The sequence below is a fragment of the Bacillus cereus group sp. MG9 genome (assembly GCF_040459995.1).
In the GTDB taxonomy this organism is placed as follows: domain Bacteria; phylum Bacillota; class Bacilli; order Bacillales; family Bacillaceae_G; genus Bacillus_A; species Bacillus_A mycoides.
In genome coordinates this window covers 3,189,014-3,212,249 of sequence record NZ_JARVHC010000001.1, presented here as the reverse complement: position 1 = coordinate 3,212,249, position 23,236 = coordinate 3,189,014, and the positions used below count along the sequence as shown (strand labels likewise).

The window sequence follows — 23,236 nt, the reverse complement described above, 5'->3', positions numbered from 1 at the left end:
TTGGGTAAATAAAAAAAGCCTCCACTACTGTGGAAGCTTCTCCAAATGATGTGCAATATCAATATACATATCGGAATAAACCGAATGGATTTCATTACTAGGCGCAGCGTTAGAAGAGAAGTGGACGATGACCATACTTGCTTTCGGATCAATGTAAAGAGTTTGTCCGTAACTGCCTAACACTTCGAAAGCACCTTGTTCATTGTGCGGAATCCACCATTGATTATGATAAGAAATGGAAGCACCATGACCAATTGCGAGCTCACCTTCTTGTACATTTTTCACACTTTCTGTAATAGAAGAAGGGACGATTTGTTTTCCGCTATATTGACCATTATTTAATAGTAATTGTCCGAACCTCGCCATATCTCTAGCAGTTGCATTTAAGCCAGCGCTTGCTTGTTCTACTTTTGTTTCATCTGTAACGTAATAAGCGTCTTCTTCCATACCAATGTGAGACCAAATTCGTTCGCTTACATTTTCAGCTAACGATTTTCCTGTAATCGTTCGGATAATCCAAGCGAGTGTTTCAGTTGATCCGTTATTGTAAGAAAAAGCTGAACCAGGTGGTGCAGTTTCTTCTGCTTCTAGTAACATATCATAAATTTTCATAGGCCCCTCGTAATTTTTACCTCGGGGTAAAATATTACTAGCTAAATATAGTTGTGCATCTTGATTTTCTAGTCCTAGCTGCATATATCCGTGAGTAGGGTATTCAGCGGAAACTTGCATGTCCAGTAATTGCTGAAGTGTTGCTTTTCCAAACGGTGTATTTTTTAATTCTTTTATGTAAGTGTCAGCTGTTTTCTCTACATCAATAAGATTTTCTTCAGCGAGAGATTGTATGATTGCACCAGTAAACACCTTTGCTAATGATGCCATTCCATGAGGTTCACTCTCGTTATATCCATTGAAATATCGTTCATAAACAAGTTGACCATTATGTACAACGACAAAAGCATCTGTTTTGTTTTCGTCTAAAAGTTTTTTTAGAGGAGTCTTATTTCCAAATCTACGCTCCACAGCAAAATCGTCTAAGTTTTGTAACGCGGTAGGGAAGGGAGCAACTTGATCAGGATTGTTTTTTACTTCATTTATTAAAGTGAATTCTTTCATATGTGTATACGACCAGCGTAAGTAAGGATCGTCTAACCAGTTTTCTTTTGTGACATTTGCTTTAGTGGGGGTCGTTTTATTATTTTTAAAAAAAGTAAACCCAAGCCCTGTAACTACGAATAGTAATACTAGTAACAGTAATAGCCGGGGAGATTTCTTTACATTCATATAGGTACCTCCTTTAGTTTCTATTATAAGTATACGCTCGTCTTAAAATAAATACAAAATAAGGAAAGTAAACGGGTAAGTTTACTTTCCTTATGAACGTTAAGCAGATATTTGTCCGTCTGTACTTTGTTTCTTGAATTTTTGTTTTCGTCCGTGTAATCCATAATATAGAAGTAAAGTGAACGCAACGATAATAGCTGCGATAAAATACATATTATGATAACTTGATTTGGCAGCGACTATACCTAAAATGAAAGAACCGAAGCCAATGCCACTATCAAAGAACGAGTAGTAAGTAGCTGTCGCAGAACCACGTCGATGGTTTGGAGCGGCAGAAATTGCAATCGTTTGGAAACTTGGAATTAATGTTCCGTATCCTAAACCGATTAACATACCTGCGCCAAGGAACCAAAATGAAGTTTGCGCTTGGCTTAAAATGAACATCCCAATTGTGAAAATAATAATAGCGGGATAGATAAGTACATTTTCACCGAAACGATCAAATATTTTCCCTGTAAATGGACGAGAAATGACCACAACAAGTGCGTATAAAATAAAGAAGTAACTTGCAATTTCGCTTAAACCGAGCTCTTTCGCATAAATAGGAATAAAGGATAAAATGCCACTATAAGAAAAGGCTAAAACAAATCCTGTTAGAGCGATTGGAATAGAAGATGGTTCAATTAAGTCTTTCCATTTCATTTTTTCTCGTTTTTGTTTGTTTACTGGTGCTTCATGCGGAATATTGACTAGTAATCCTAATAAAAATGCGAGTAATGAAAATACTGAACAAACGATAAATAGTACAGTAAATGAAAAATGAGAAATAATTGTTAAACCTAAAAAAGGACCAATTACCATCGGTAGACTCATAAATACGCCGTAATAAGCAAGTGCTTCGCCGCGTCTATGAGCTGGTGCTACATCAGTTACAATTGTTCCAGTTGCTGTTGTTGCCATTCCGAATCCAATACCATGTAAGAAGCGAAGGGCAAGTAATAAAAATAAACTTTGCGTACCGAAATACATAACGGTAGCGGCTAAAAATAGTGAAAGTGAAATAAATAATATTTTCTTTCTTCCTAAATCATCGAGCCATTTTCCTGTGAATGGTCTACATAAAACAGATGAAATAAGAAAAACAGTTGCAACTAAACCAATTTCCTCAGGTTTTCCTTTTAGGCTGTCTATAACATAGACAGGCAGAGTAGTCATAAGCATGTAAAATGTTAAAAAGAGAAACAGACTACTAAAACAAGTTCCGAGGAAATCCTTCGTCCAAAGTTTTTCACTTTGCATCGTCATCCCTCCATATTAATGATCTAAATTTTTGATAATTTGTTGTAACAATTGAAAAGCTTCATGTAAGTCTTCTTCTTTAATACCTTCTAGCGTCTTTTCTTCAAAGGAATCAACTTCTTCTTGCCATACTGGAATCATTTCTATTGCTGTTTCCGATAAGGAAATGAGCTTCTCACGGCGATCTTTTCCTTCCGTACGAATAATCCAGCCCATCGTTTCCATACGTGTTAACGTACGAGTCATCGTTGGTGATTCAACATTTAAATATTGACATAATTCTGTTTGGGTACAAGATCCAGTTTGATTAATGCGGAAAATAACAGCCCATTGCGCACTAAATAATCCTGTTGGAGATACACGTTCATTAAATTTCTTCGTAAACTTACGAGAAGTTTGACTGACAATGTGGAAAAAATGTTGTTTTTCGTCCATGTATTTTGATCCTTTCAAATTAGTTACCTAGCTAACTATATACCTTTTTGTTTTACTTGTCTAGTAATAGACATGTTGTTTTATGTGGAAATTTCGTATAGATTTTGTATTGAGAACGTACATTCTACATGGTATTCTTTAATTAAGTAAAGAATTTTCTTTCTATTAAATAGAATGGGGGAACTTGTGATGATTAAGCCTGCAACAATGGAGTTTGTTTCACTATCGAACGGAGAAACGATTGCGTATCAGGAAGTTGGAAGGCAAAATACAGAAATTCTTGTACTCATTCACGGGAACATGACATCGTCACAACACTGGGATTTAGTTATTGAAAAGTTGCAAGATCAATACCATATTTACGCTCTTGATTTAAGAGGATTTGGCCAATCAACATATAATCAATCGATAGATTCATTACAAGACTTTGCAAGAGATGTAAAACTATTTATCGATCAATTAAAACTAGAAAAATTTTCATTAATGGGCTGGTCAATGGGCGGTGGTGTTGCGATGCAATTTACAGCGAATCATCCAACATTTGTCGAAAAGTTGATTTTAGTAGAATCAGTGGGAATGAAGGGATATCCAATTTTTAAAAAAGATATTAACGGGCAACCGATCGTATCAAGTTTAGTAAAGACGAAAGAAGAAATCGCGCAAGATCCAGTACAAATTGCTCCAGTGCTAGATGCGATAAAAAATATGAATAAATTATATTACCGTACAGTATGGAATCTATTAATATATACACATAATCAACCTGAACCGGATCGTTATGAAAAGTATTTAGATGATATGTTAACGCAACGTAATTTCGTAGATGTGAATTACGCGCTCATTACATTTAATATTTCGGATGAACATAACGGGGTTGTAGAGGGAAATAAGCAAATTCATCATATTAAAGCTCCAACACTCGTCATACAAGGTGACAGAGATTACGTCGTACCGCAAGTAGTCGGTGAGGAATTAGCAAAACATTTGCCAAATGCAGAGTTGAAGATATTAGAAGATTGCGGACACTCACCGTTTATAGATTGTTTAGATGTATTTATAAAACATGTTGAGGATTGGTTAGACAATAAATAATTCCCGAAATATAAAACTTGCATATACTATAGCATTTGTATGTATAAGGGGAGAGAGTCAATGCATAATCCATTTTTAATATATCATTCTCCATATAATGATCATCAATATATAAAAATAATTATAAATCCGATGTATATGCAAGTTTCACCAGCTGTAGTTCCTTTGCAAGTGCAGCAATCAATGGTCCATACACATCCGATTTTATTTGGGCCTTCATTTTATGAAAATCCATATTTTAAGCATTTTCATTACAATGTGAAAGCGCAAGTATGGGAAGGATAAGAAGCTAAAAGGTTCATTCTTTTAGCTTCTTTTTTATTATGAATATTCGTACACGCATTTGAAGAAACAGTTTATAATGAAAAGTGGAAAGCGTGAGAAGGAGAGGGAAAGGGATGTCGATGCGTTTTACTTTTTGGATTATGGTTGGAATTGTAGCAATCTCAGGTTTGTCACAAGGAATGCTTTTACCTGCCATTGCAATGATTTTTGAACAAGAAGGGGTTAGTTCAAGTATTAACGGTATTCATGCGACGGCATTATATATTGGGATATTAGTTATTTCACCGTTTCTTGAAAAACCGATGCAAAAGTTTGGAATGAAGCCAATTATCGTTATTGGTGGGTTTCTCGTTATTATTTCATTATTCTTTTTTACACAAACTTTTTCATTTTGGGTATGGTTCGTTCTTAGATTTCTAGTTGGAGTCGGAGATCATATGCTTCATGTCGGAACACAAACATGGATTACGACAACATCAGACCCGAGTAAAATAGGTAGACAAGTATCGATATACGGTGTATTCTTCGGAATTGGTTTCGCAGTTGGCCCGTATTTAGCAAGCACTGTTCAGTACGGTCTTGCAACACCATTTATCGTATCTACTATACTTTGCTTAATAGGATGGCTTTTACTACTACCAACGAAAAATGCATTTCCAGCACAAGATGAGGCAAAAACTGAAAGTGAATCATCCTTTTCTCGTTATAAACAAGTCGTTGGATTAGCTTGGATTGCGCTAATTGGTCCGCTCGCATACGGCGTACTTGAAGCGATGTTAAATAGTAACTTACCAGTATACGCACTTCGCAAAGGATGGTCTGTATCGGAAGTTTCCTTCTTATTACCAGCATTCGCAGTTGGGGGCATTATTACACAAATTCCACTCGGTATATTAAGTGATAAATACGGAAGAAATCGTATTTTAACGTGGACGTTCAGCGTAAGTACGGGCATTTTCCTACTTGCAGCAGTATTTGATCAATATTACTGGATCGTCTTTGCATGTATGCTTATAGCAGGTATGGTCATTGGCTCGTGCTTCTCACTAGGGCTTGGATTTATGACAGATTTATTACCGAGACACTTACTACCAGCGGGTAATATATTATCCGGAATCGCCTTTAGTATAGGAAGTATTATGGGACCTGTATTAGGAGGCGTATTTATAGAAAAAATACAGTATACAAGCTTTTTTATTGCGGTTATGATTATAATGGGAATTCTCGCAATGGTATATATGGTCTACATGAAGAATCAATTCGCATCAAGAAAAATAGAAAGTAGGTTAGGGCATGACAAAACAACCTAATAAAAAGAAATTTGAAGTACTCGAAAACGAAACAATTACAGACTGCTTAGCACGTATGGAACAAGAAGGCTATGCACCGTCTCGTCGCATGGAAGAACCAATCTTTCATGAAGTGAAGAAAAACGGCAAAACAGAAGTTGAACCATGCGGTAGAAAAATTGTTTTTGAGGGGAAATTGAAGTAATCAAATAACAGATTTTCTTTTTGATACAAAACAAGCCATCCAATTCATCCTCTATGAATTGGATGGCTTGTTTTTTTACACTTGATCAGTGAAGGAAAATATATTTTCTGGGAAGAACGAAAAGACATGCCCAATTCTTCTAAATCCTGTTTTCTAGACTGTAGCTTCATGTAGAAAACTTTGCAACAGAGCCTTTATTTATTGTTTTTGCTAAAACTTATGTACAATTCACAGTGCGAAACAACACATATAAAATGCCACTTCCTTTTTCATTTCTCCTAATTGGCTTCTTTATATGGATCGCAGAAAATATTGCTACTTTTTTCGTATATTGATAAAATAAGTTCTTGGGTCTTACTTGTTGTTATCAGTATAATGATTGTCGCTCAACTTAAAGAAATTAGTTACACAGATTTCGCACTATCTAAAGAGGGGACGGCAGCGATTCCCTCTTTTTGGAGCCACTCACAAACGTAAAGCAAGAGAGGAGGCTATATGAACTATTCTCCTCTCTTGTTTAGATTAACCAGCTACTACAATTGGAACAGGTATATCAAGTTCAATATCTGGAGGATGTTGATTGGAACCTAGTCGACATCCTGGTGGATAATGTTTTTCTAGCAATCTATCAATTCTGATGGAATCGATAGATTGTTAGAAAGTGGAAAAAAATATCCGTATATTCCGAAGCAGATGTAACAGAGTGTCCTTCCATAATTAAGTGTAAAACCAAAATACGTTGTTTTAAAAAGCTATTTGTTAGAACTGGTTATAAGTAATAAAACAGAAAAGAGGATTACATGTTACATAATTTACAGAGAAGTAAAAGAATTTTTTTATTATGTCTTATTTTTTTAGTGCTTTTAACCGCGTGTGGTAATACGGATGTTAAGACATCTAAAGCTTCATTACCACCGGCTCAATCAAATATAAATAAATCCTTAAAAGCACCAAATTGGGTAGATAAAAGTCCTATTCAACAATCTCCTAATTTTACGGAAGATAAAAAAGTAAAATCGGTTGTGAATTTAATAGCAACGGGTGATAATTTATACCATGACGCAGTAATTAAAGATGGCAAACAAAAAGACGGTTCATATGATTATAACTATATTTATGAAAATATCAAAAAAGCTGTTAAATCAAGTGATCTTGCTATAGTGAACCAGGAGACCCCGATTGCAGGAAATAATTTAAAAGTACAGGGATATCCTACTTTCAATACACCTGAAGAAGTAGGTCAATCTTTAGTGGATACTGGATTCAATATAGTGACTCAAGCGACAAATCACGCTATGGATATGGGTATTAAAGGTGTTGCGAATACAAGAGAATACTGGAAGAAATATCCGGATGTTATCCCGGTAGGCATTAATGAGAGTCAAAACGAGCGCAATGAAGTAAAAACGATTACAAAAAATGGGATTCGTTTTGCATTACTTAATTATACATATGGTACGAATGGAATTAAAATTCCAGCTGATAAGTCTTGGGCATTAAATTTAATTGATAAAAAAGCGATACAAAATGATGTGGAAAAGGCAAAGAGTAGTTCTGATATGGTGATTGTTATGGTGCATTGGGGAGTTGAATATACCTCTACACCTTCAAAACAACAAAAAGAAGTTGCTCAATATTTAACAGATTTAGGTGTAGATGTAGTAATTGGAAATCATCCACATGTAATTCAACCAATTGAGTGGAAACAAAATAAAGATGGACATCAAACGCTAATCTATTATTCTCTTGGAAATCTTATTTCTGCTCAAGAAAAATTAGAAACATTGGTTGGAGGATTATCTTATATACAATTTGTTAAGTATGAAGATAAAACTTTTGGTATACGACAAGCGGCACTCGTACCGACAGTAACCGACTATGCTGATGGTAAGAAACAATTTAAAATTCAATTTTTAAAAGATTATTCGGATGAAAATTCTAAAAATCATGGGATTAAAAAATTTGTAGGTCCCGTTTCTTTGAAGGATTTCAAGGATATTCCTAGAGATGTGTTGGGAAATTGGTATAAAGACTAATAAACAAAAAGGGAATGAGATACAATTAAAAAATTTATAATTTTAGCATTGGTATTGACATTGGGATGGAGCCTTGCTGCTTGTAGTGGAAAACAAACATCTCAGGAAACTACTAATAATAACGATAAAAATAAAAATGAGATAAATGCGAATAAAAAAGATGTTTTACCTATCTCTGATCTTAATGATTGGAGAATTATTCTTGTAAATAGAGAACATATGTTATCAAAGGAACTAGGGATTGAATTAACAAGTATCACTCAAAATGCTAAGCCAAATATGAAAATCGATAGCAGAATTGCAACTTCCTATCAGGATATGGTAACAGCTGCAAAAAAAGAGGGAATCAATCTTTATTTAAGATCAGGTTATCGAGCTATAAAATTACAACAAACTTATTATGATGCTTCAGTTAAAAGCTATAAATCTCAAGGTTTGTCGGATAAAGAGGCTAGTGCTAAGGCATTGGAATATCTTCAGTATCCTGGTGCAAGTGAACATCACACTGGATTAGCATTAGATATTATTTCAGTTGAATGGCAGAATACTGTAGAAGATTTAAATGCAAAATTTGAAACGACTGATGCATTCAAATGGTTAGATAAGAATGCTGCAGAGTATGGGTTTATTCTCCGCTATCCAAAAGATAAAGAGAATATTACTGGCATTAAGTATGAGCCATGGCATTATCGTTATGTAGGAAAAGAAGTTGCTGTTTATCTAAAAGAAAAAGGATTAACTTTAGAAGAGTATTGCGAAAAAATTAATCCTAGCAAGTAAAAATACAATTTGCTTCTATTAAAAAGCCATATCTGGTGGAAGTATTAACCTTCCTCCTAGTATTGCGAAAACGGTGTATGATAATTTGAGCACGTATGAACCAGTTATCGTATGAAAAGATATATGTATCAAGAAATTAAATTTATAAAAGAAGCAGTGAAAAAGGATCTGATATTCATATCAGATTCTTTTTCATTCGTAACATAGAATACTTGCTTACTGTATCTGCTTAACTAGGCTTTAGAGACTGCCTACTTTCCAGATGCTACAATATTAACCTCGCCATCTTTTTTGTTTTGGATGTTAGCTTTTCTTAGCTTGATAGACATGTGGAGGTAGCCCAAACACTGCGATTGGTAGTGTTTTTTATTTGTTAGCATCTTACAAATTTTGTTAAGATGAAATAGTTGGTGTAGGGAAAATATTTTAGGAGCTGAATAGGGTGAAGAGATATTTTGTTAATAATCGACATAAGAAAGTACACATCACAGAATGGGGTAATAAGAAAAATTCGGTTATCTTTTGTTTACATGGGTTAGGTGGCTCTAGTCTTACTTTTATAGAAGTGGCTGACAAACTAAAAGATGAGTATAGATTTGTTACATGTTTTGTGCAACTAACAAATCAGATGATGTTCACTATTGCTTTCATTTCTGCAATAACGAATTCAATAGATGATAGAACGTATATTTGGTATAATTGAAACATACTACTTAAAATGATGCACATGAGTTATAAAATTTATGTAAAGAGGTAAGGACTACATAACAATAACTAAATTTAAAAGTTCTAGTACATATAAGATTCAGTTCATGTTAAGCAAATTCATTATCAGAAAGGAAAAGATGTAATGAATCAAATTTCATTTGAAGATTTATTTGAAGAGGAAAAAGAAACGGTGGAGGTTGCTGAGATACCAGTACCTTTATCGCCATTGCAACAAGATATATTGGGATTATTTAATTCTGAAGAAATAAGTGCACTTGAGCTATGTGAACAATTAGTACGAGCTGGTAAAATACCCGATGAAAGATTCACTACGAATAAGCCGAAAGCATATGGACAAGTATGCTTACTATTAGAAGGTTTTGTTAAAGAAGGAAAGCTGGTTTTTGTCAAAAGTGATGAGAAAAGAGATAGGGTATATAAAGTGAAACTTTAATCAGTGGGGGGCATCCCCCACTGATTATTAGCCTACACCAATCGGGCGTTTACGGGCAGCTATTCTCCCACCTAACTTCTTTGCTCCAGCCGAATTTTGAGGTGGGAGTCTTACTGCCCACAAATAGCGGGATAAAATGAAAGAAGAAGTTTCTAACACATAAGTTGTACAGGGGATAGTAAAGAAATAAGGATGAAGCATCATTAAGCATGTAAAGAAAAGTTAAAGTTATGTAGGGACTAGGTTTAAACGGCCTAGTCCCTTATATAAGTGGGAAATGTAAATAATATTTTTTGTTTGGCTTTTTCTTCGCGTTGCCATGTTATCCTTTAATAAAGCGATAAATGAAACTAAAACTTAATCACGTGAGGTTAGTTTTAAATGATAAAGAAATTTACTAGAGTAGTATTAACTGCAGTTATGCCAATCGGTCTTATTACCGGTTGTGGGGCTACTGAAAAAACTGAAGTACAAGAGCCGAAAGCGGTACAAGCGGAGAAAAAGGATTATACGGATTACTCATATGGTAGCAAAGGTATATTAGTAAGCGGCAAAGCGAAAGAACGTCAACAATACGAGATTGGGTATATGGATGATAACAAGTTAATTGGGATCGATGAAAATATTGAGGACTGTATTATTTTAGATAATAAAGATGAAGCAGGTTACATTTGGAAACAAATAGAGCGCGGATCTATTATTGAAGTGCAATACGGTAAGGACCGCAACGACATCGTAGGCGTACAATTAGTAGGAGATCGTGAGCCATACGAAATTAGTGACAAGTTTGATGGAAATACGATAAACGAGATTGTTGGAAAAGTTAAAGGTAATTTGTAATAGATGTATTTTGCTAGTATATGATCTATTATCATGACATGGCGAATCGCATACATAAAATTTGAAATCAACGGCATTTTTAATATGAAAATGCCGTTGATTTATTTTAAAAAGTAAATGGTATTCTATAATCTTGTAGAAAAATACGTATTAAAAAATGCACTAATAAATTATTCCCCTTTTATTTATGACGATCGCCGTAAGGTCATTGCCCAAAATAAAAGAGCACAAGCACTAACGGATGCACCTAATATACAAACTCCGTTCCATCCGTAGCTTGCATAAATGTTGGTTGAAAGAATTGCACCTGTTGCACTGCCGATAGAATAAAAAATCATGTAACTGGCAGTGAGGCGACTTCTCGCTTCTGGACGCACTGTGAAAAGTATACTTTGATTGGTGACATGTACAGCTTGCACAGCTAAATCTAAAAGGATAACACCGATAACTAGTAGGAATAGAGAATGGTTCATTAATTTAATTAGGAGCCATGAAAGTAATAATAAGGATAAGGCTATGCCAGTAGTTCTCTCTCCGAATCCGCGATCAGCAAGTTGTCCGGCTTTAGTGGCAGCTAATGCACCAGCAACTCCAGCAAGACCAAATGCTCCGATAGCTGTATGTGATAGATTATATGGTGCAACACTTAGAGGTAAAACTAATGAAGTCCATAAAATACTGAATGAAGTAAAAATAAGCAATGCTAATATTCCGCGAATACGTAAGATCCTTTCTTCTACAAATAATAAGAGAACAGAACGTAATAATTTACGATAGGTCATAGCTGTTTTTTTATGTTCCAGACTAGGTAAATTACGATATAACAAACCAATTACGAAGAGCATAAGTACAGCAGAGGTGAGATAAACGGAACGCCATCCCGCTAGATCTGTTAATGTTCCGGCAAATGTACGTGCAAGTAGAATTCCTATTACGACACCACTCGTGACGAAACCTACTATTCGCCCACGGTCTTTTGGGTTAGCTAAAATGGATGCGTATGCGACGAGTGTCTGCGTAACAGTCGCAAGAATTCCGACTAAGGCCATACCTATAAAAAGTACGGTACTGGAAGGAGCGACTCCGACCACAATTAAAGCGAAAACGGATAAAAGCATTTGAACAATGATAAGTCTTTTTTGGTTTAACAAATCACCAAGTGGAACTAATAAAAGTAATCCGAGTGCATAACAAACTTGAGTAATCGTAATAACGACACCAATAGTTGAATGGTTGATCTTAAACGCATTTGATAAAGAATCAAGTAGAGGATGAGCGAAGTATATATTCGCCACAGCCATCCCGCAAGCTATTGAAAATAATAGAGTTATATAGCGGGGCATGATTGTATTGATAGGTGATTGGAACTGATCATTATTCTGTGTAAGAGCAGCTGTCATTTTTTCTTTAGTATCCATAATATCATCTCCTTTTGTTATTAAAATAATGTACCGAACGGTATGTTATTTCGTAAGTCAAATATAATCAGGGATAAGTTACTATGTCAAGTGAATTGTAAATTAAATTCAGTTTATTTTGACGTATCATTTATAATTTAATACGATATATAATGTACTAATTAGTACATAAAAACGTGATTTATAATTTAGAAAACAGGTGAAAAAAGAGGAGGGGTTAAATGGCTCGACTACGTGAATTTGATAAAGAAAAAGCTTTGGATGCTGCTATGCAACTTTTTTGGGAGAAAGGATACGCTGCTACTTCATTAAGTGATCTAACTGCTAAAATGGAAATACAAAGACCGAGTTTATATGCAGCATTTGGTGATAAAGAAGGGCTATTTGAAGCTGCATTACGGAGATACACGAATTTACACGCAGCTAGCATTCGAACAAAACTTCAAAAAGAACAATCTGTAAAAGAGGCCATTCGTATATTTTTTGAAAATATGGTGGAAGAGGAATATAAAAAAGAATCAAATAAAGGCTGTTTTTGTATTAACACAATGGTTGAGATTGCCCCTCATAATGAAAAATTTGAAGTGCTGACTAGAGAACATCAAATGTATCTTTCAGTTATATTTCAAGAATTAATTACTAAAGGAATTCAGTCTGGAGAACTGCAAAGTGATGTGAATGCTAAAGCATTGGCACAAACGCTAGTCACTTCATTAATTGGATTAACGGTGTTAATGAAATCTCGCCCAGAACGTTCAGTTGTAGATAATTCGGTATGTATAATAGTATCGTTATTAAAATAACTTTTGCAAAAATGTATTTCAATTATACGTTTTTTGAATGAGATGCTCATCAGAAGATGGAAACTATAGTGGAAAATAATTAAATTTGATTTTAAAAAAGTCGATTCCTTATTGAGGTAAGAAATCGACTTTTTATAATAGCTTCAGAGTCGAATATACTGTGAAAGTAATAGTGAGAAAAGAAGTAGGCGGCAACTATCGGATCATGAGATAAACTTTTGATTGTTGTAAATGTTTTTGACGGTCTTTGTAATTGGTTGTAAAATAATGTTTGTTAAGGGATTTTGTAGAAAAAATTTTGAAACTACGATTCGTTTGTGGGGGATAGAATGAAAGTATTTATTAGACAGCCTATTTAAATACATAGTAGATTCATAGTAATTTAAAACGAATGAGAAGATAAAGGGAGGTTGAGATACTTACACGAAGAGACTGTGTAGGTATCGATTACAGCAATGAATAAGATAATCAAAAAACGAATAATCGCACTATCAACAAGTTTAGTAATTCTAGGAGGACTACCTTTTTCAGCATCAGCCGAAGAGATAAATAAATCTCAAAATGACCAACTTAGTATCGCTCAAGGAGAATATGGAATAAATGGTTTAAGTTATTCGGATTTCAATCTAGAAACTCCAGATCACATGCAAATTAATGAAGCGGAAGTATCAGAGAATGAGAAAATTCTTCTAGAAGAATATAAGCATAAGCATGATGAAACAGAAGAGTTACATAAAATGAAAGAAGCTAAAACAGGTCAAGTAGCGGAAGATGAAGCTATTTCAAACATTGAAAAGGCATTTGAACATGTAGACGGTCGAAATGATGGTTCTACTCGCGAAATGAAGCCGGTTGAAAAGCCAAGAGCTATTCAATATAATGCGTCGATGACTACAAAGAAATATGGAACACTTGCAGGTGTCCCGTTTGTAGAGTGGATTGTTCCAGCCGGAAACCCTGATATTCGCCCTGCCAATCCGATGAAAGCACGTTATATTACAATTCATGAGACTGCAAACACAGCCCGCGGTGCGAATGCTGAAAATCATGCGAAATATTTGTATAAACAAGCAACGGAAGGTACGTTCCGAACTGCTTCATGGCATTTTACAGTAGACGATAAACAAATCTATCAGCACTTACCAACAAATGAAAATGGTTGGCATGCAGGAGATGGTGATGGTTCAGGAAACAGAGAGTCTATCGGTATCGAAATTTCAGTTAACCAAGATGGAGATTATAATAAAGCGTTAGAGAATGCAAAACGACTTGCAGGATACTTAATGAATAAAGAAGGAATTAGCGCGGATCACATTTATAGGCATCAACAATGGAGCGGAAAAAACTGTCCTGATATTTTAATTTCTCGTGGGAATTGGACTGGCTTCGTACAAGGTATTCAATGGTATGCAAATGTTAATGCGCAAATTGACTCGCCTTTACAAGAAAGAAACGAGCTATTTGATTCAAATGAATATAATCCAGCTGAACCTAACATGGAGCTTGTAGTGAATGGTGACGGTATAAACGTACGTAGTGGTGCGGACCTTGAGCATCATATTGTTCGTAAAGCTTCAAACGGAGACCGTTACAAAGTGTTAGCAGTTAAAAACGGTTGGTACAAAGTAGGAAGTGGAGAGTGGATTTTCTATAATCCAAGTTGGATTAAAATTAACTATAATGTACCAAAAGAAGAAGTACAAAAGCCAAAAGATGATATTACAGGTGGATGGTTTGAGGGCCATATTCGTAAACTACACAGTCTAGGTATTATGCACGGGGAAGGAAATGGTGTATTTGCGCCTTACCGTAATGTAACGAGAGCGGAGTTTGCGACATTAATCGCAAATGCTCTTCAACTACCAGAAGGAAATAAGTCATTTGTAGATATTAACAAAGCGCATTCATCACTTCATAGCGGTATTAAACGTAGTGCAAGTGCAGGAATTATTAGCGGTCGTGGCGGGGGGGTTTTTGACCCGAATGCACCAATCACTCGTGAAGAAGCATCGATCATGATTGACAACGCATTACAGTATAAAGGTGTTACAGGTGAATTAGTCGCATTACCATTTAGGGATAAACATTTGATCACATACAAACAGCCTGTTCAACGATTATACAGCTTACAGGTAGTTACTGGCGTTGGAAATAATGAGTTTAATCCTAAAGGTACAACAACTCGTGGTGAGGCAGCTGCCTTTTTAGTGAAGATGCTGGACTCTATGCATAAATAAATGAATGGTATGTAGAAGTTTGTACTAATGCAAAAAATAGTGATAAGGATTTTAAAGGAGCTATCCAAAATGAGGATTTGGAACAGCTCCTTTTTATTTTAGCCCCTATGAAGCCCCTTCCAAGCCCTTCATAAGCACCTACCAAGTAATAAATCACTAAGAAAAGAAAAAACAAAACAAAAACAACTACAAGAACAAAAAAGCGCGAAAAAATAAAACCGGCGTTGTAGTAGTTAAAAAAATTTGGAATTCAAATGCAAAAAACAAAGCCCTCATTCCTATATGTATATTGAAGGATTGAATTCTGCCTTTTTATGAATAAAAGGAGGAGGTAAATATATGGCGGTGTACCGTAATGTGCAGGTGAACTTTTGGCAAGATGAATTCATATTAGATTTAACGCCAGAGGAGCGTTATTTTTACATATATTTGTTAACTGGTACGAAAACGAAGCAAAGTGGTATTTACATATTACCGAAGCGTTTGGCAGAGCTTGAAACTGGTTACAGTATGGAGACTGTTGAGAAGTTATTGAACCGGTTTGTGGAATACGGGAAGATTTTATATGATGCGGAAACGAAAGAGTTATTCATTATAAATTGGTTACACTATAATCCTATTTTTAATACGAACATAGAGAAATGTGTATTACGTGAGCTGAAAATGGTGAAAAGTAAAGAGTTCCTACATAAGTTTTTACGTAAATGTCTTGAAGAAGAATGCAAGATTCCATTATTACTTCAGTATTTTGGTATGCCAGAGGAAGAGGTTGATAGTAATTCACAACAAGTAATTATTCAAGAGAAGGAAGAGGTAGAAAGAGTAGAGGATGCCACTCCGCATAGTGAAGTTTATAAATTTTACGAACAAAACATTAGTAGTCTATCTCCATATATCGCGAAGGAATTAAAGGAATGGATGCAAAGAATTTCAGGAGATAAAGTACTAGAGGCACTTAAAATTGCGTTTGAACATAATAAGCGAACGCTCGCTTATGTGAAGGGGATTTTGAGGAATTGGTGTAAGAAAGGACGAGTAAGCTTCAATAAAGGAAAGGAAATAGTGCGTAAGAGAGAAGTATTTAGTTTGTATGATCCATAGCATGAGCAAGTAATGATTTCTTCTTTTCTAAAAGGTTCTTTCACAATAGAAGCGAATAGATTGAGAGAGGAGGGATTGTATGGAAGTCGTCATAAAAAAGAAACGAAATAGGGGAAAAAGAATTTTTATTTGGTCTAGTAGTATCGTTCTTTTTTTGTTTATTTGCGCTATGATTTTTTTGAACATATATACGCTTAGTTCTGTGCCAAAGGTAGATGGAACGATAAAACTTGAGGATTTACAACATGCTGTTGCGGTGAAACGAGATAGTAAAGGTGTACCACATATTAAAGCGGAAAATGCGCATGATTTATATTTCTCGCAAGGGTATGTACAAGCGCAAGATCGTTTGTTTCAAATGGATTTAAGTAGAAGACAAGCTTCTGGTATGTTAAGTGAAGTTGTAGGGGAAGCAGCTGTTGATCGAGATAAATTGTTTCGAACGCTCGGTTTACGGCGAGCAGCCGAAGCGTCTGTTAGTCAATATGATGGAGAAGCGAAATATGCCCTGCAGTCATTTGCTGATGGGGTGAATACTTTTATACGTGAGGCAAAAGAGGAAAAGAAATTGCCGGTTGAGTTTACTTTATTAGGCTATGAACCTGCTGAATGGTCAATCGTGGATTCTTTAACGATTGGAAAGTATATGGCGTTTGATTTAGGAGGACATTGGCACGGACAGGCATTTCGATATTGGGCGCTGAAAAATTTACCGAAAGAGCAAGCAAATGAGCTATTTCCTACATATCCGAAAGATGCGCCTAGATTGCTAGCTGAATTGAAAAATACAAATGTGGATGTAGCACAAAGTTTTTCAAAGACAGTTATTCCACCAGAGTTTAACGGTAGTAATAACTGGGTTGTGAGTGGTGAAAAGAGTGTATCTGGTAAGCCGATTTTAGCGGATGATCCTCATTTATCTCTTGCGACACCTTCTATTTGGTATCAATCGCAACTTGAAATGAAAGATTTACATGTGAGTGGCGTTATTTTCGCAGGAGTACCAGGCGTTATATTAGGACACAATGACAAAATAGCATGGGGCGTTACGAATACAGGTCCTGATGTGCAAGATTTATATATTGAGAAGCGAAATCCTAATAATGAAAATGAATTTTTGTATAACGATAAATGGGAAAAGGCTACGGTTGTTGATGAATCTATTAAAGTAAAAGGCGGGAAAACAATTCCGTATAACGTTACGGTTACGAGGCATGGTCCAGTTATTTCAGAGTTTGCGGATAAAGGAAAAGAGAAAACAAAAACAGTATTCGCTTTGAAATGGACTGCTTTAGAGCCTTCAGCTGAGTTAAAGGCTGTATTAAATATGAATAAAGCAAAAAACTGGAATGAGTTTGAAACTGCTCTTCAAGATTTTCACACACCGACTCAAAACTTTTTGTTTGCATCAAACGACGGCACAATTGCTTATAAAGCGAATGGAAATATACCAGTGCGTAAAAAAGGTGATGGTAGTTTGCCAGTGCCAGGATGGACAGATGAATATGAATGGGAAGGGTATATTCCGTTTGATCAGCTACCGAAAGTAATAAATCCAAAACAAGGGTTTATTTCAACTGCAAATAATAAAATTGTTGATGATAATTATCCGTACCATATCAGTAATACGTGGGCGCAACCCTACAGGCAAATGCGTATTCAAGAGTTTTTGCAAGAGAAGGATAAGTATACGGTAAAAGATTTAGAAGAGTTACAGATGGATCAAAAAAATTTATACGGGAAAGAATTTGCTCCTATATTTTTAAAAGAGTTAAATAAAGCATCTTTAAATGAAGTAGAGAAAGAAGGCGTAAAACAATTAACAAAGTGGAATTTTTACGATAGTAAAGATGAAGCTGCACCATTAATATTCCATTTGTTAATGAAAGAGATTTCGAATACGCTATTTTCAAAAGAAATACCGAAAGATGTGATGGAGTTATTTGAAGGGAAGTCACAAGTAGTTGATGAATTGATTCGAAAAGAAGTAGCAGGAGAAAATAGCGCTTGGTTTACGAAGTACGGAGGGTTCACGAAAGTTGTGCATACATCGTACGAGAATGTAATGAAAAAATTACAGAAGGAATATGGACCCGATGTTGCAGAGTGGAAGTGGGGCGATTACCATCAACTTGCTTTTACACATCCGATTTCGAGATCATCTAGTATGTTAGCATTACTTGCATTTAATCGTGAGAAACCAGTTCCAATTGGCGGAAGCCAAGTTACCGTTCAAGCAGCAAGTTACGGAGATAACGGTATTGTCAATCACGGAGCTTCTTGGCGATTCGTTATTGATACGAAAGATATGTCAAACGGTTATCATATCGTAGGGCCAGGACAATCGGGACATTTTAGAAGCGATTGGTACCATGATCAAATAGATGATTGGGTAAACGGAACGTATCATACGACTACATTGAATATGGATGGAATAGAGGGGAAGGTGTTAACTTTAGAGCCGAAGTGATAATATTTCCACTGATGAAAACTGTTAAATTAGAACATAACCAAGTTCTTAAATAATTTTAAAAGCCTACTATCAGTTAAATTGATAGTAGGCTATTGTATTTTAGAGAATAAGATTCAATGATTTTATTATGACAAAACAGTAAGTGTTTTAACATTTACTTATACGATAACGGACCTTATTTACTCTGTTACAAAAGAAACCACACAAAGCGTTCTGTTTTTTTGTTACTCATTGGTATATACCGCAAAACATTTTGTTATTCAATAATTCCAATTTCTAGAGCCTTTTGAACAGCTTCTTCTTTGTTACGGACTCCTAGCTTTGTATAAGCTGTGGAAGCATAATTTCTGACCGTACCATTCGATAAATATAACCTTGATGCTATGGTAGTGTATCGAAGTCCTTTTGCTACTAGCTGCAATATTTCTATCTCTCTAGCTGTTAGCTCATAAGCAGTTGCTTTTGATTGTGGTGTCTCGATTTGCTCATCAAACTTCTCAAATATTTTGTGAGACATTCCCTGATCAATCAGTGTCCCACCTTTGTGAATAAGTCGGATCGTATTAGCTAGCTCCAATGTTTCAATAGATTTGAGTAAAAAACCATCCGCACCGTTGCGAAGTGATTCCAACGCCTGTTCGGTATCCTGAAAAGTTGTAAAAATCAATACGCGGATATGTGGCCATTGTTGCTTAATCTTTTTGGTTGCTTCGACTCCATCCATGTGCTGCATATCTAAATCCATAAGTATAACGTGGGGTTGAAGGCGCCCACACAAATCGATGGCTTGATTGCCATCCTCAGCCAAACCGACTACATTTAAATCTTCATATCTATCGAGTAGTGTCCTCAAACTTTCCCGAACAAATGGCTGGTCGTCTACAATTAACAAACGAATAAGTCCATCTTTTATTTCAGTTTGTCGCGGTATGGTACATGTAACAAGCATTCCTTCCTCTGGCTTTGTATATACAGACAATTGACCTTGCAAATTCATTGCCCGTTCTTTCATCGCATTCATACCGAAGCCTTCCTGCCATTCTACATTTCCTTTTCCGTTATCTTGAACTTCTAACCTCGTATATTGTTGTTCAAACTGCAATGAAACTATAATTTCAGTCCCCTGACCATGACGTACTGCATTTGTAAGAGATTCTTGTAAGCAACGAACGAACGCTATCTTCGCTTGCCGAGACAATTGATATTCCTCTCCGTATGCCCGAAAACTTACAGTAACCTGAGCGTGCTCCTGAAATTCGGCTCCAAGATTTTGTAGAGATTGAATTAAGGAGGGCGATTGACACGGAGACTCCATTTGATGTAGGTAACCTCTCACGTCCTCGATGCTTTTACGTCCCATTTCAAGCAGAGAATCTAGCCTCTGTATACCCATTTCAGTAGCAAGTTCGGTGCGCAACGTTTCCATCCCCATAATAATAGAAGTATAAGCGTGACCAACTGTATCATGAAGCTCACCCGACAGTCTGTTTCGTTCCTCTGCCAGTGTTATGCGTTCAATCTGAGACATATATTGCTCAAGTACTGCGTTTTGTTTACGAATTGCTTCATTTTGCTTATGATTGACGATTAATAAATGAAAGGCGAATCCCATTACATAAGCGAATCCATAATAGGTGACCATAACCCAATAGCTATTACTTGGCGCAACCGCATAGAAAATTCCAGTTGTTATAAAAACTGTTGTTGGAGCTGTCCAATAATAGGACAAATGCTTACTATTTGCTGCGATAAGAAATACCGATATAAGAAAGATATTGTAAGCTTCTGGAAATAAAGAGGTTAAGAATATACATAGTCCACCATATAGCAATATTTCTGTGAATAAGTAATATTTATAATTGAATAGTAAGGCTACCCATGGAATAGAGAAGGCAATAATTTCCCAAATAATAATAATCCAAAGTGGTAATGTTAAACCATCCTGGAAATTTAATGTTGCTAGGAGGGTAGACACACTAACAAGTAGACGGATTCCTAACATAATCCAATCATACCAAAACCAATATTTAACCATATCAAACAATTTATTTACCCCCTAAGTAGCCTTCTTTCTCATTTCCTATATTATAGAATAATCCTTCTTACATTGTTATATTTTTAAGTTTAAACTGCCTACTATTCGTAGACTACAAACTTCTATCGATTTAGTTGCTGAATCATACTGCGTGTATAACCTCCAAATTTTTTCGTTAAACCATCTACTATTTTAATACTTATGGCGGTAAACACTATACCGATAGACATTACAAGAAGTGACTTGGGAAAAGTATCTATCTGTATGAAAATAATATTCATATCGATGTATCGATACAATAGTGGTGCTAACAGGAACATAAGTGGCATTACATAAAAAATGATTGCACTAATGAGACTGAAAATGCCAATCACAAATTTCTGCATTAACCAAAAGACAGCAGACCAGGTGTGGCGATCCGTAAGTCCTAATTTTACTTGCGCCCAGTCCGATGTATCCGTTGTTACACTTCTATCGTAAGATTCTGTCGAAATATCAGTATAAATTTTCGTTTGTATGCGCTCAAATTGGATAAAGGGTGTGGTAGTTTGTAGTACGCGTATAACTAATGGAATCCCAACTACCGTAAATGAAAGGGTGAAACTGAATAGCAGAGCTATTAGATAAAAACAAAAATAAAACAAACCTGTAATGAAAGTTAGTAATAAAAAATAACCATTCTGGATGAATCTTGATTTCATAAAGCTCATCGCTCCTATCTATGTAATAAACGAATTATATTGCTTTTTTTGTCATTCTCACTAGTGTAAAAGTGTCATATGACATCTCTAAATGATGCTAAAAAGGGGAGAGTAACCTACTTCTGGTTAAAAAAGATGCTTATATTAATCTCCATAAAACAATCCCGTTCTTGCAGATGCAAGAACGGGATTGTTTTGTACTTTTATTTAATATGAGATGGACTTGTTTTTCGAATGTGAAAAATAATATCAAATTGCTCAAGCAATGAAGTATCAAAGTATAAAGAACTGCCCGGGAGGAGTTGTCCCCCTATACTTAGTAATGGCCTTTTTGCTTTAACCCATTTCTCTGCTTGTCCTTTAAGGTGACGGTTATCCAATAAAAACATTTTATATGGTACTTTTCCGAGGGTATAATTGAAACTATTTACATCTTGTGGAATCGTACCCGTTGTAATCTTACCTCCGGTGGAAGGATCATATTCGCTGTATAAGGTAAAATTCCCCTCCGTAGTTGTACTACCAATTGTGACATAATTATTGTCTAAACGTTCCTTCAAAAACTGCCCCGCAGCATAAGGGTATAATTCCTCATCGATAATTTCTTTAGCTATATGAATATTGTGTCCCCATACCATAGTTTTACCACCCAATGCCTCTTGTGCCCACATTGCATGATCGGCCATGTATTGCTCGTGTAGCTTTATTACATTTGGGTAGTCATTAGAAAGCAGCATTGTGGTAAATTTCTCTATTGCACTTGCCGTTGCTTTCGCCCAGATGTACTCGGGTGAAACTATTTCTGTGTTGGCTTGCTCATTCTCATCTTTCAGTAATCGGGCTACTCTCTCAGCGTTTGCTTTGAACTTCTCTTTCATTTCAGGAGCAAGTTTCATATATTCCTGTATACTTCCAGTAAAAGACGGCAATTCTTTATAATTTTCTTCTACTTCTGCCAGCAAATCTGGTCGATGCAGCCTTACATAATCAATTACTTTATTAAAGCTACCTTGGTCCAACTCCTTTAAGTCGAGCCCAATAAATTGGATCTTTTTTTTATTGGATGGATCAGCATTATAATCTTTCATCCACTCAATCATGGCTATAATTTCATCAGTAGGATATAACAATTTTAAAAATTCCCTAGGGTTTCCTTTTCCTGTTTGGATATATTCATTTAGCTTTAAGCCGTTTCCCCAATCTTCTTCCATTGCGAAATTCGTAAAACCCATCTCAGTAACCAAATATTTCACAAGTCGAAACTTCATAGTGAAAATTTCAGAGCTTCCATGAGTATTCTCTCCTAATCCTACATATTGTGCACTCCCAATCATTTTCTTAAGTGGTTTTAAATCCTCAAATGATTTTGACGGTTCTATCGTTTTTAATGGGTAAGCCTGTGATTGTATTGATTTAACTATATTTTTTTGGATTGATTGACCTGAATTTTCGACTGCTACTGTTTGAGCGTTTCCTACTTCTCCACATCCTGTGACTAATAAAGCTGTACTAACCATTGCAATTATTCTTTTCTTATTCATTTTTTTCCACCTCAATTGAATTGTTTTAAAAGCGAGATTGATTCATGTACTTGCACGAATCAATTGCCTTAATTCAATTGTTATCTATCCCATATCATATTTTCTAGTTACATATTGTCATAAGGTTAATTGACACAGGTCATAGACTAATCATTACACTTTTGTACTATCGGCTATGACAACTTATAAATAATAATTACATTGATGAGTCGCAAGTAAG

At 35.6% G+C, this 23,236-nt stretch carries 19 protein-coding genes and 2 pseudogenes; 14 read left to right on the top strand and 7 right to left on the bottom strand.

Features of this window, described 5'->3' with window-relative positions; translation table 11 throughout:
* Nucleotides 1-24 precede the first annotated feature (24 nt).
* The 3 genes from QCI77_RS16455 to QCI77_RS16445 form a co-directional block, all read right to left on the bottom strand.
* Nucleotides 25-1,284, bottom strand: a complete 1,260-nt coding sequence (locus QCI77_RS16455) for a serine hydrolase domain-containing protein (RefSeq protein WP_353825244.1) — start codon at nt 1,282-1,284, stop codon at nt 25-27.
* A gap of 99 nt (nt 1,285-1,383) precedes the next feature.
* Nucleotides 1,384-2,583 (bottom strand): MFS transporter, encoded by a 1,200-nt coding sequence (locus tag QCI77_RS16450; RefSeq protein ID WP_002128166.1) that lies wholly within the window; start codon nt 2,581-2,583, stop codon nt 1,384-1,386.
* Between the two features lie 15 nt (nt 2,584-2,598).
* Nucleotides 2,599-3,018 (bottom strand): MarR family winged helix-turn-helix transcriptional regulator, encoded by a 420-nt coding sequence (locus QCI77_RS16445; protein ID WP_002013810.1) that lies wholly within the window; start codon nt 3,016-3,018, stop codon nt 2,599-2,601.
* Between the two features lie 174 nt (nt 3,019-3,192).
* Here QCI77_RS16445 and phaZ point away from each other — a divergent pair, with 174 nt between their 5' ends.
* From phaZ to QCI77_RS16395, 10 genes and pseudogenes are all read left to right on the top strand, one after another.
* Nucleotides 3,193-4,110 carry an intracellular short-chain-length polyhydroxyalkanoate depolymerase gene (gene phaZ, locus QCI77_RS16440; RefSeq protein ID WP_002013809.1) on the top strand — a complete coding sequence of 306 codons (918 nt, stop codon included), beginning with the start codon at nt 3,193-3,195 and terminating at the stop codon, nt 4,108-4,110.
* Nucleotides 4,111-4,170: 60 nt separating this feature from the next.
* Nucleotides 4,171-4,395: a hypothetical protein gene (locus tag QCI77_RS16435; RefSeq protein WP_193653694.1), complete on the top strand. Its 225-nt coding sequence runs from the start codon at nt 4,171-4,173 to the stop codon at nt 4,393-4,395.
* A gap of 113 nt (nt 4,396-4,508) precedes the next feature.
* The gene (locus tag QCI77_RS16430) at nt 4,509-5,705 is read left to right on the top strand and encodes an MFS transporter (protein WP_353825243.1); all 1,197 of its coding nucleotides are present in this window, start codon (nt 4,509-4,511) and stop codon (nt 5,703-5,705) included.
* The gene (locus QCI77_RS16425) at nt 5,689-5,889 is read left to right on the top strand and encodes an NETI motif-containing protein (RefSeq protein WP_000166305.1); all 201 of its coding nucleotides are present in this window, start codon (nt 5,689-5,691) and stop codon (nt 5,887-5,889) included. The genes QCI77_RS16430 and QCI77_RS16425 overlap by 17 nt, the downstream gene beginning before the upstream one ends.
* A 194-nt stretch (nt 5,890-6,083) precedes the next feature.
* A pseudogene (locus QCI77_RS16420) lies at nt 6,084-6,366 on the top strand (DUF817 family protein); the annotation flags it as partial.
* Nucleotides 6,367-6,689: 323 nt separating this feature from the next.
* Nucleotides 6,690-7,925 carry a CapA family protein gene (locus QCI77_RS16415; RefSeq protein ID WP_353825242.1) on the top strand — a complete coding sequence of 412 codons (1,236 nt, stop codon included), beginning with the start codon at nt 6,690-6,692 and terminating at the stop codon, nt 7,923-7,925.
* A 48-nt stretch (nt 7,926-7,973) separates the two neighbouring features.
* Entirely contained in the window at nt 7,974-8,705 is a 732-nt protein-coding gene (locus tag QCI77_RS16410) for a M15 family metallopeptidase (protein ID WP_033709263.1), read from the top strand.
* A 442-nt stretch (nt 8,706-9,147) separates the two neighbouring features.
* A pseudogene (locus tag QCI77_RS16405) lies at nt 9,148-9,309 on the top strand (alpha/beta fold hydrolase); the annotation flags it as partial.
* A gap of 246 nt (nt 9,310-9,555) precedes the next feature.
* On the top strand, nt 9,556-9,867 hold the full coding sequence (locus QCI77_RS16400) for a DUF3895 domain-containing protein (protein ID WP_002190151.1): 312 nt from the start codon (nt 9,556-9,558) through the stop codon (nt 9,865-9,867).
* Nucleotides 9,868-10,248: 381 nt separating this feature from the next.
* Nucleotides 10,249-10,707: a hypothetical protein gene (locus tag QCI77_RS16395; RefSeq protein WP_353825241.1), complete on the top strand. Its 459-nt coding sequence runs from the start codon at nt 10,249-10,251 to the stop codon at nt 10,705-10,707.
* Between the two features lie 185 nt (nt 10,708-10,892).
* On the opposite strand, the gene QCI77_RS16390 is transcribed toward QCI77_RS16395, so the two are convergent.
* Entirely contained in the window at nt 10,893-12,125 is a 1,233-nt protein-coding gene (locus QCI77_RS16390; RefSeq protein WP_016101037.1) for an MFS transporter, read from the bottom strand.
* Nucleotides 12,126-12,346: 221 nt separating this feature from the next.
* Here QCI77_RS16390 and QCI77_RS16385 point away from each other — a divergent pair, with 221 nt between their 5' ends.
* From QCI77_RS16385 to QCI77_RS16370, 4 genes are all read left to right on the top strand, one after another.
* Nucleotides 12,347-12,928 (top strand): TetR/AcrR family transcriptional regulator, encoded by a 582-nt coding sequence (locus tag QCI77_RS16385; RefSeq protein ID WP_002142459.1) that lies wholly within the window; start codon nt 12,347-12,349, stop codon nt 12,926-12,928.
* A gap of 455 nt (nt 12,929-13,383) precedes the next feature.
* Nucleotides 13,384-15,165, top strand: coding sequence for an S-layer homology domain-containing protein (locus QCI77_RS16380; protein ID WP_353825240.1), 1,782 nt, complete (start codon nt 13,384-13,386; stop codon nt 15,163-15,165).
* 339 nt (nt 15,166-15,504) lie between these two features.
* The gene (locus QCI77_RS16375; protein WP_353825239.1) at nt 15,505-16,266 is read left to right on the top strand and encodes a DnaD domain-containing protein; all 762 of its coding nucleotides are present in this window, start codon (nt 15,505-15,507) and stop codon (nt 16,264-16,266) included.
* Nucleotides 16,267-16,345: 79 nt separating this feature from the next.
* Nucleotides 16,346-18,736 (top strand): penicillin acylase family protein, encoded by a 2,391-nt coding sequence (locus QCI77_RS16370; protein WP_353825238.1) that lies wholly within the window; start codon nt 16,346-16,348, stop codon nt 18,734-18,736.
* 259 nt (nt 18,737-18,995) lie between these two features.
* On the opposite strand, the gene QCI77_RS16365 is transcribed toward QCI77_RS16370, so the two are convergent.
* The 3 genes from QCI77_RS16365 to QCI77_RS16355 all read right to left on the bottom strand — a co-directional run bounded on the left by QCI77_RS16365 (nt 18,996) and on the right by QCI77_RS16355 (nt 23,016).
* The gene (locus QCI77_RS16365) at nt 18,996-20,783 is read right to left on the bottom strand and encodes a helix-turn-helix transcriptional regulator (protein WP_002084561.1); all 1,788 of its coding nucleotides are present in this window, start codon (nt 20,781-20,783) and stop codon (nt 18,996-18,998) included.
* Between the two features lie 113 nt (nt 20,784-20,896).
* Entirely contained in the window at nt 20,897-21,475 is a 579-nt protein-coding gene (locus QCI77_RS16360; RefSeq protein ID WP_002084562.1) for a sensor domain-containing protein, read from the bottom strand.
* A 203-nt stretch (nt 21,476-21,678) separates the two neighbouring features.
* Nucleotides 21,679-23,016 carry an erythromycin esterase family protein gene (locus tag QCI77_RS16355; RefSeq protein ID WP_113769937.1) on the bottom strand — a complete coding sequence of 446 codons (1,338 nt, stop codon included), beginning with the start codon at nt 23,014-23,016 and terminating at the stop codon, nt 21,679-21,681.
* Nucleotides 23,017-23,236: the final 220 nt, after the last annotated feature.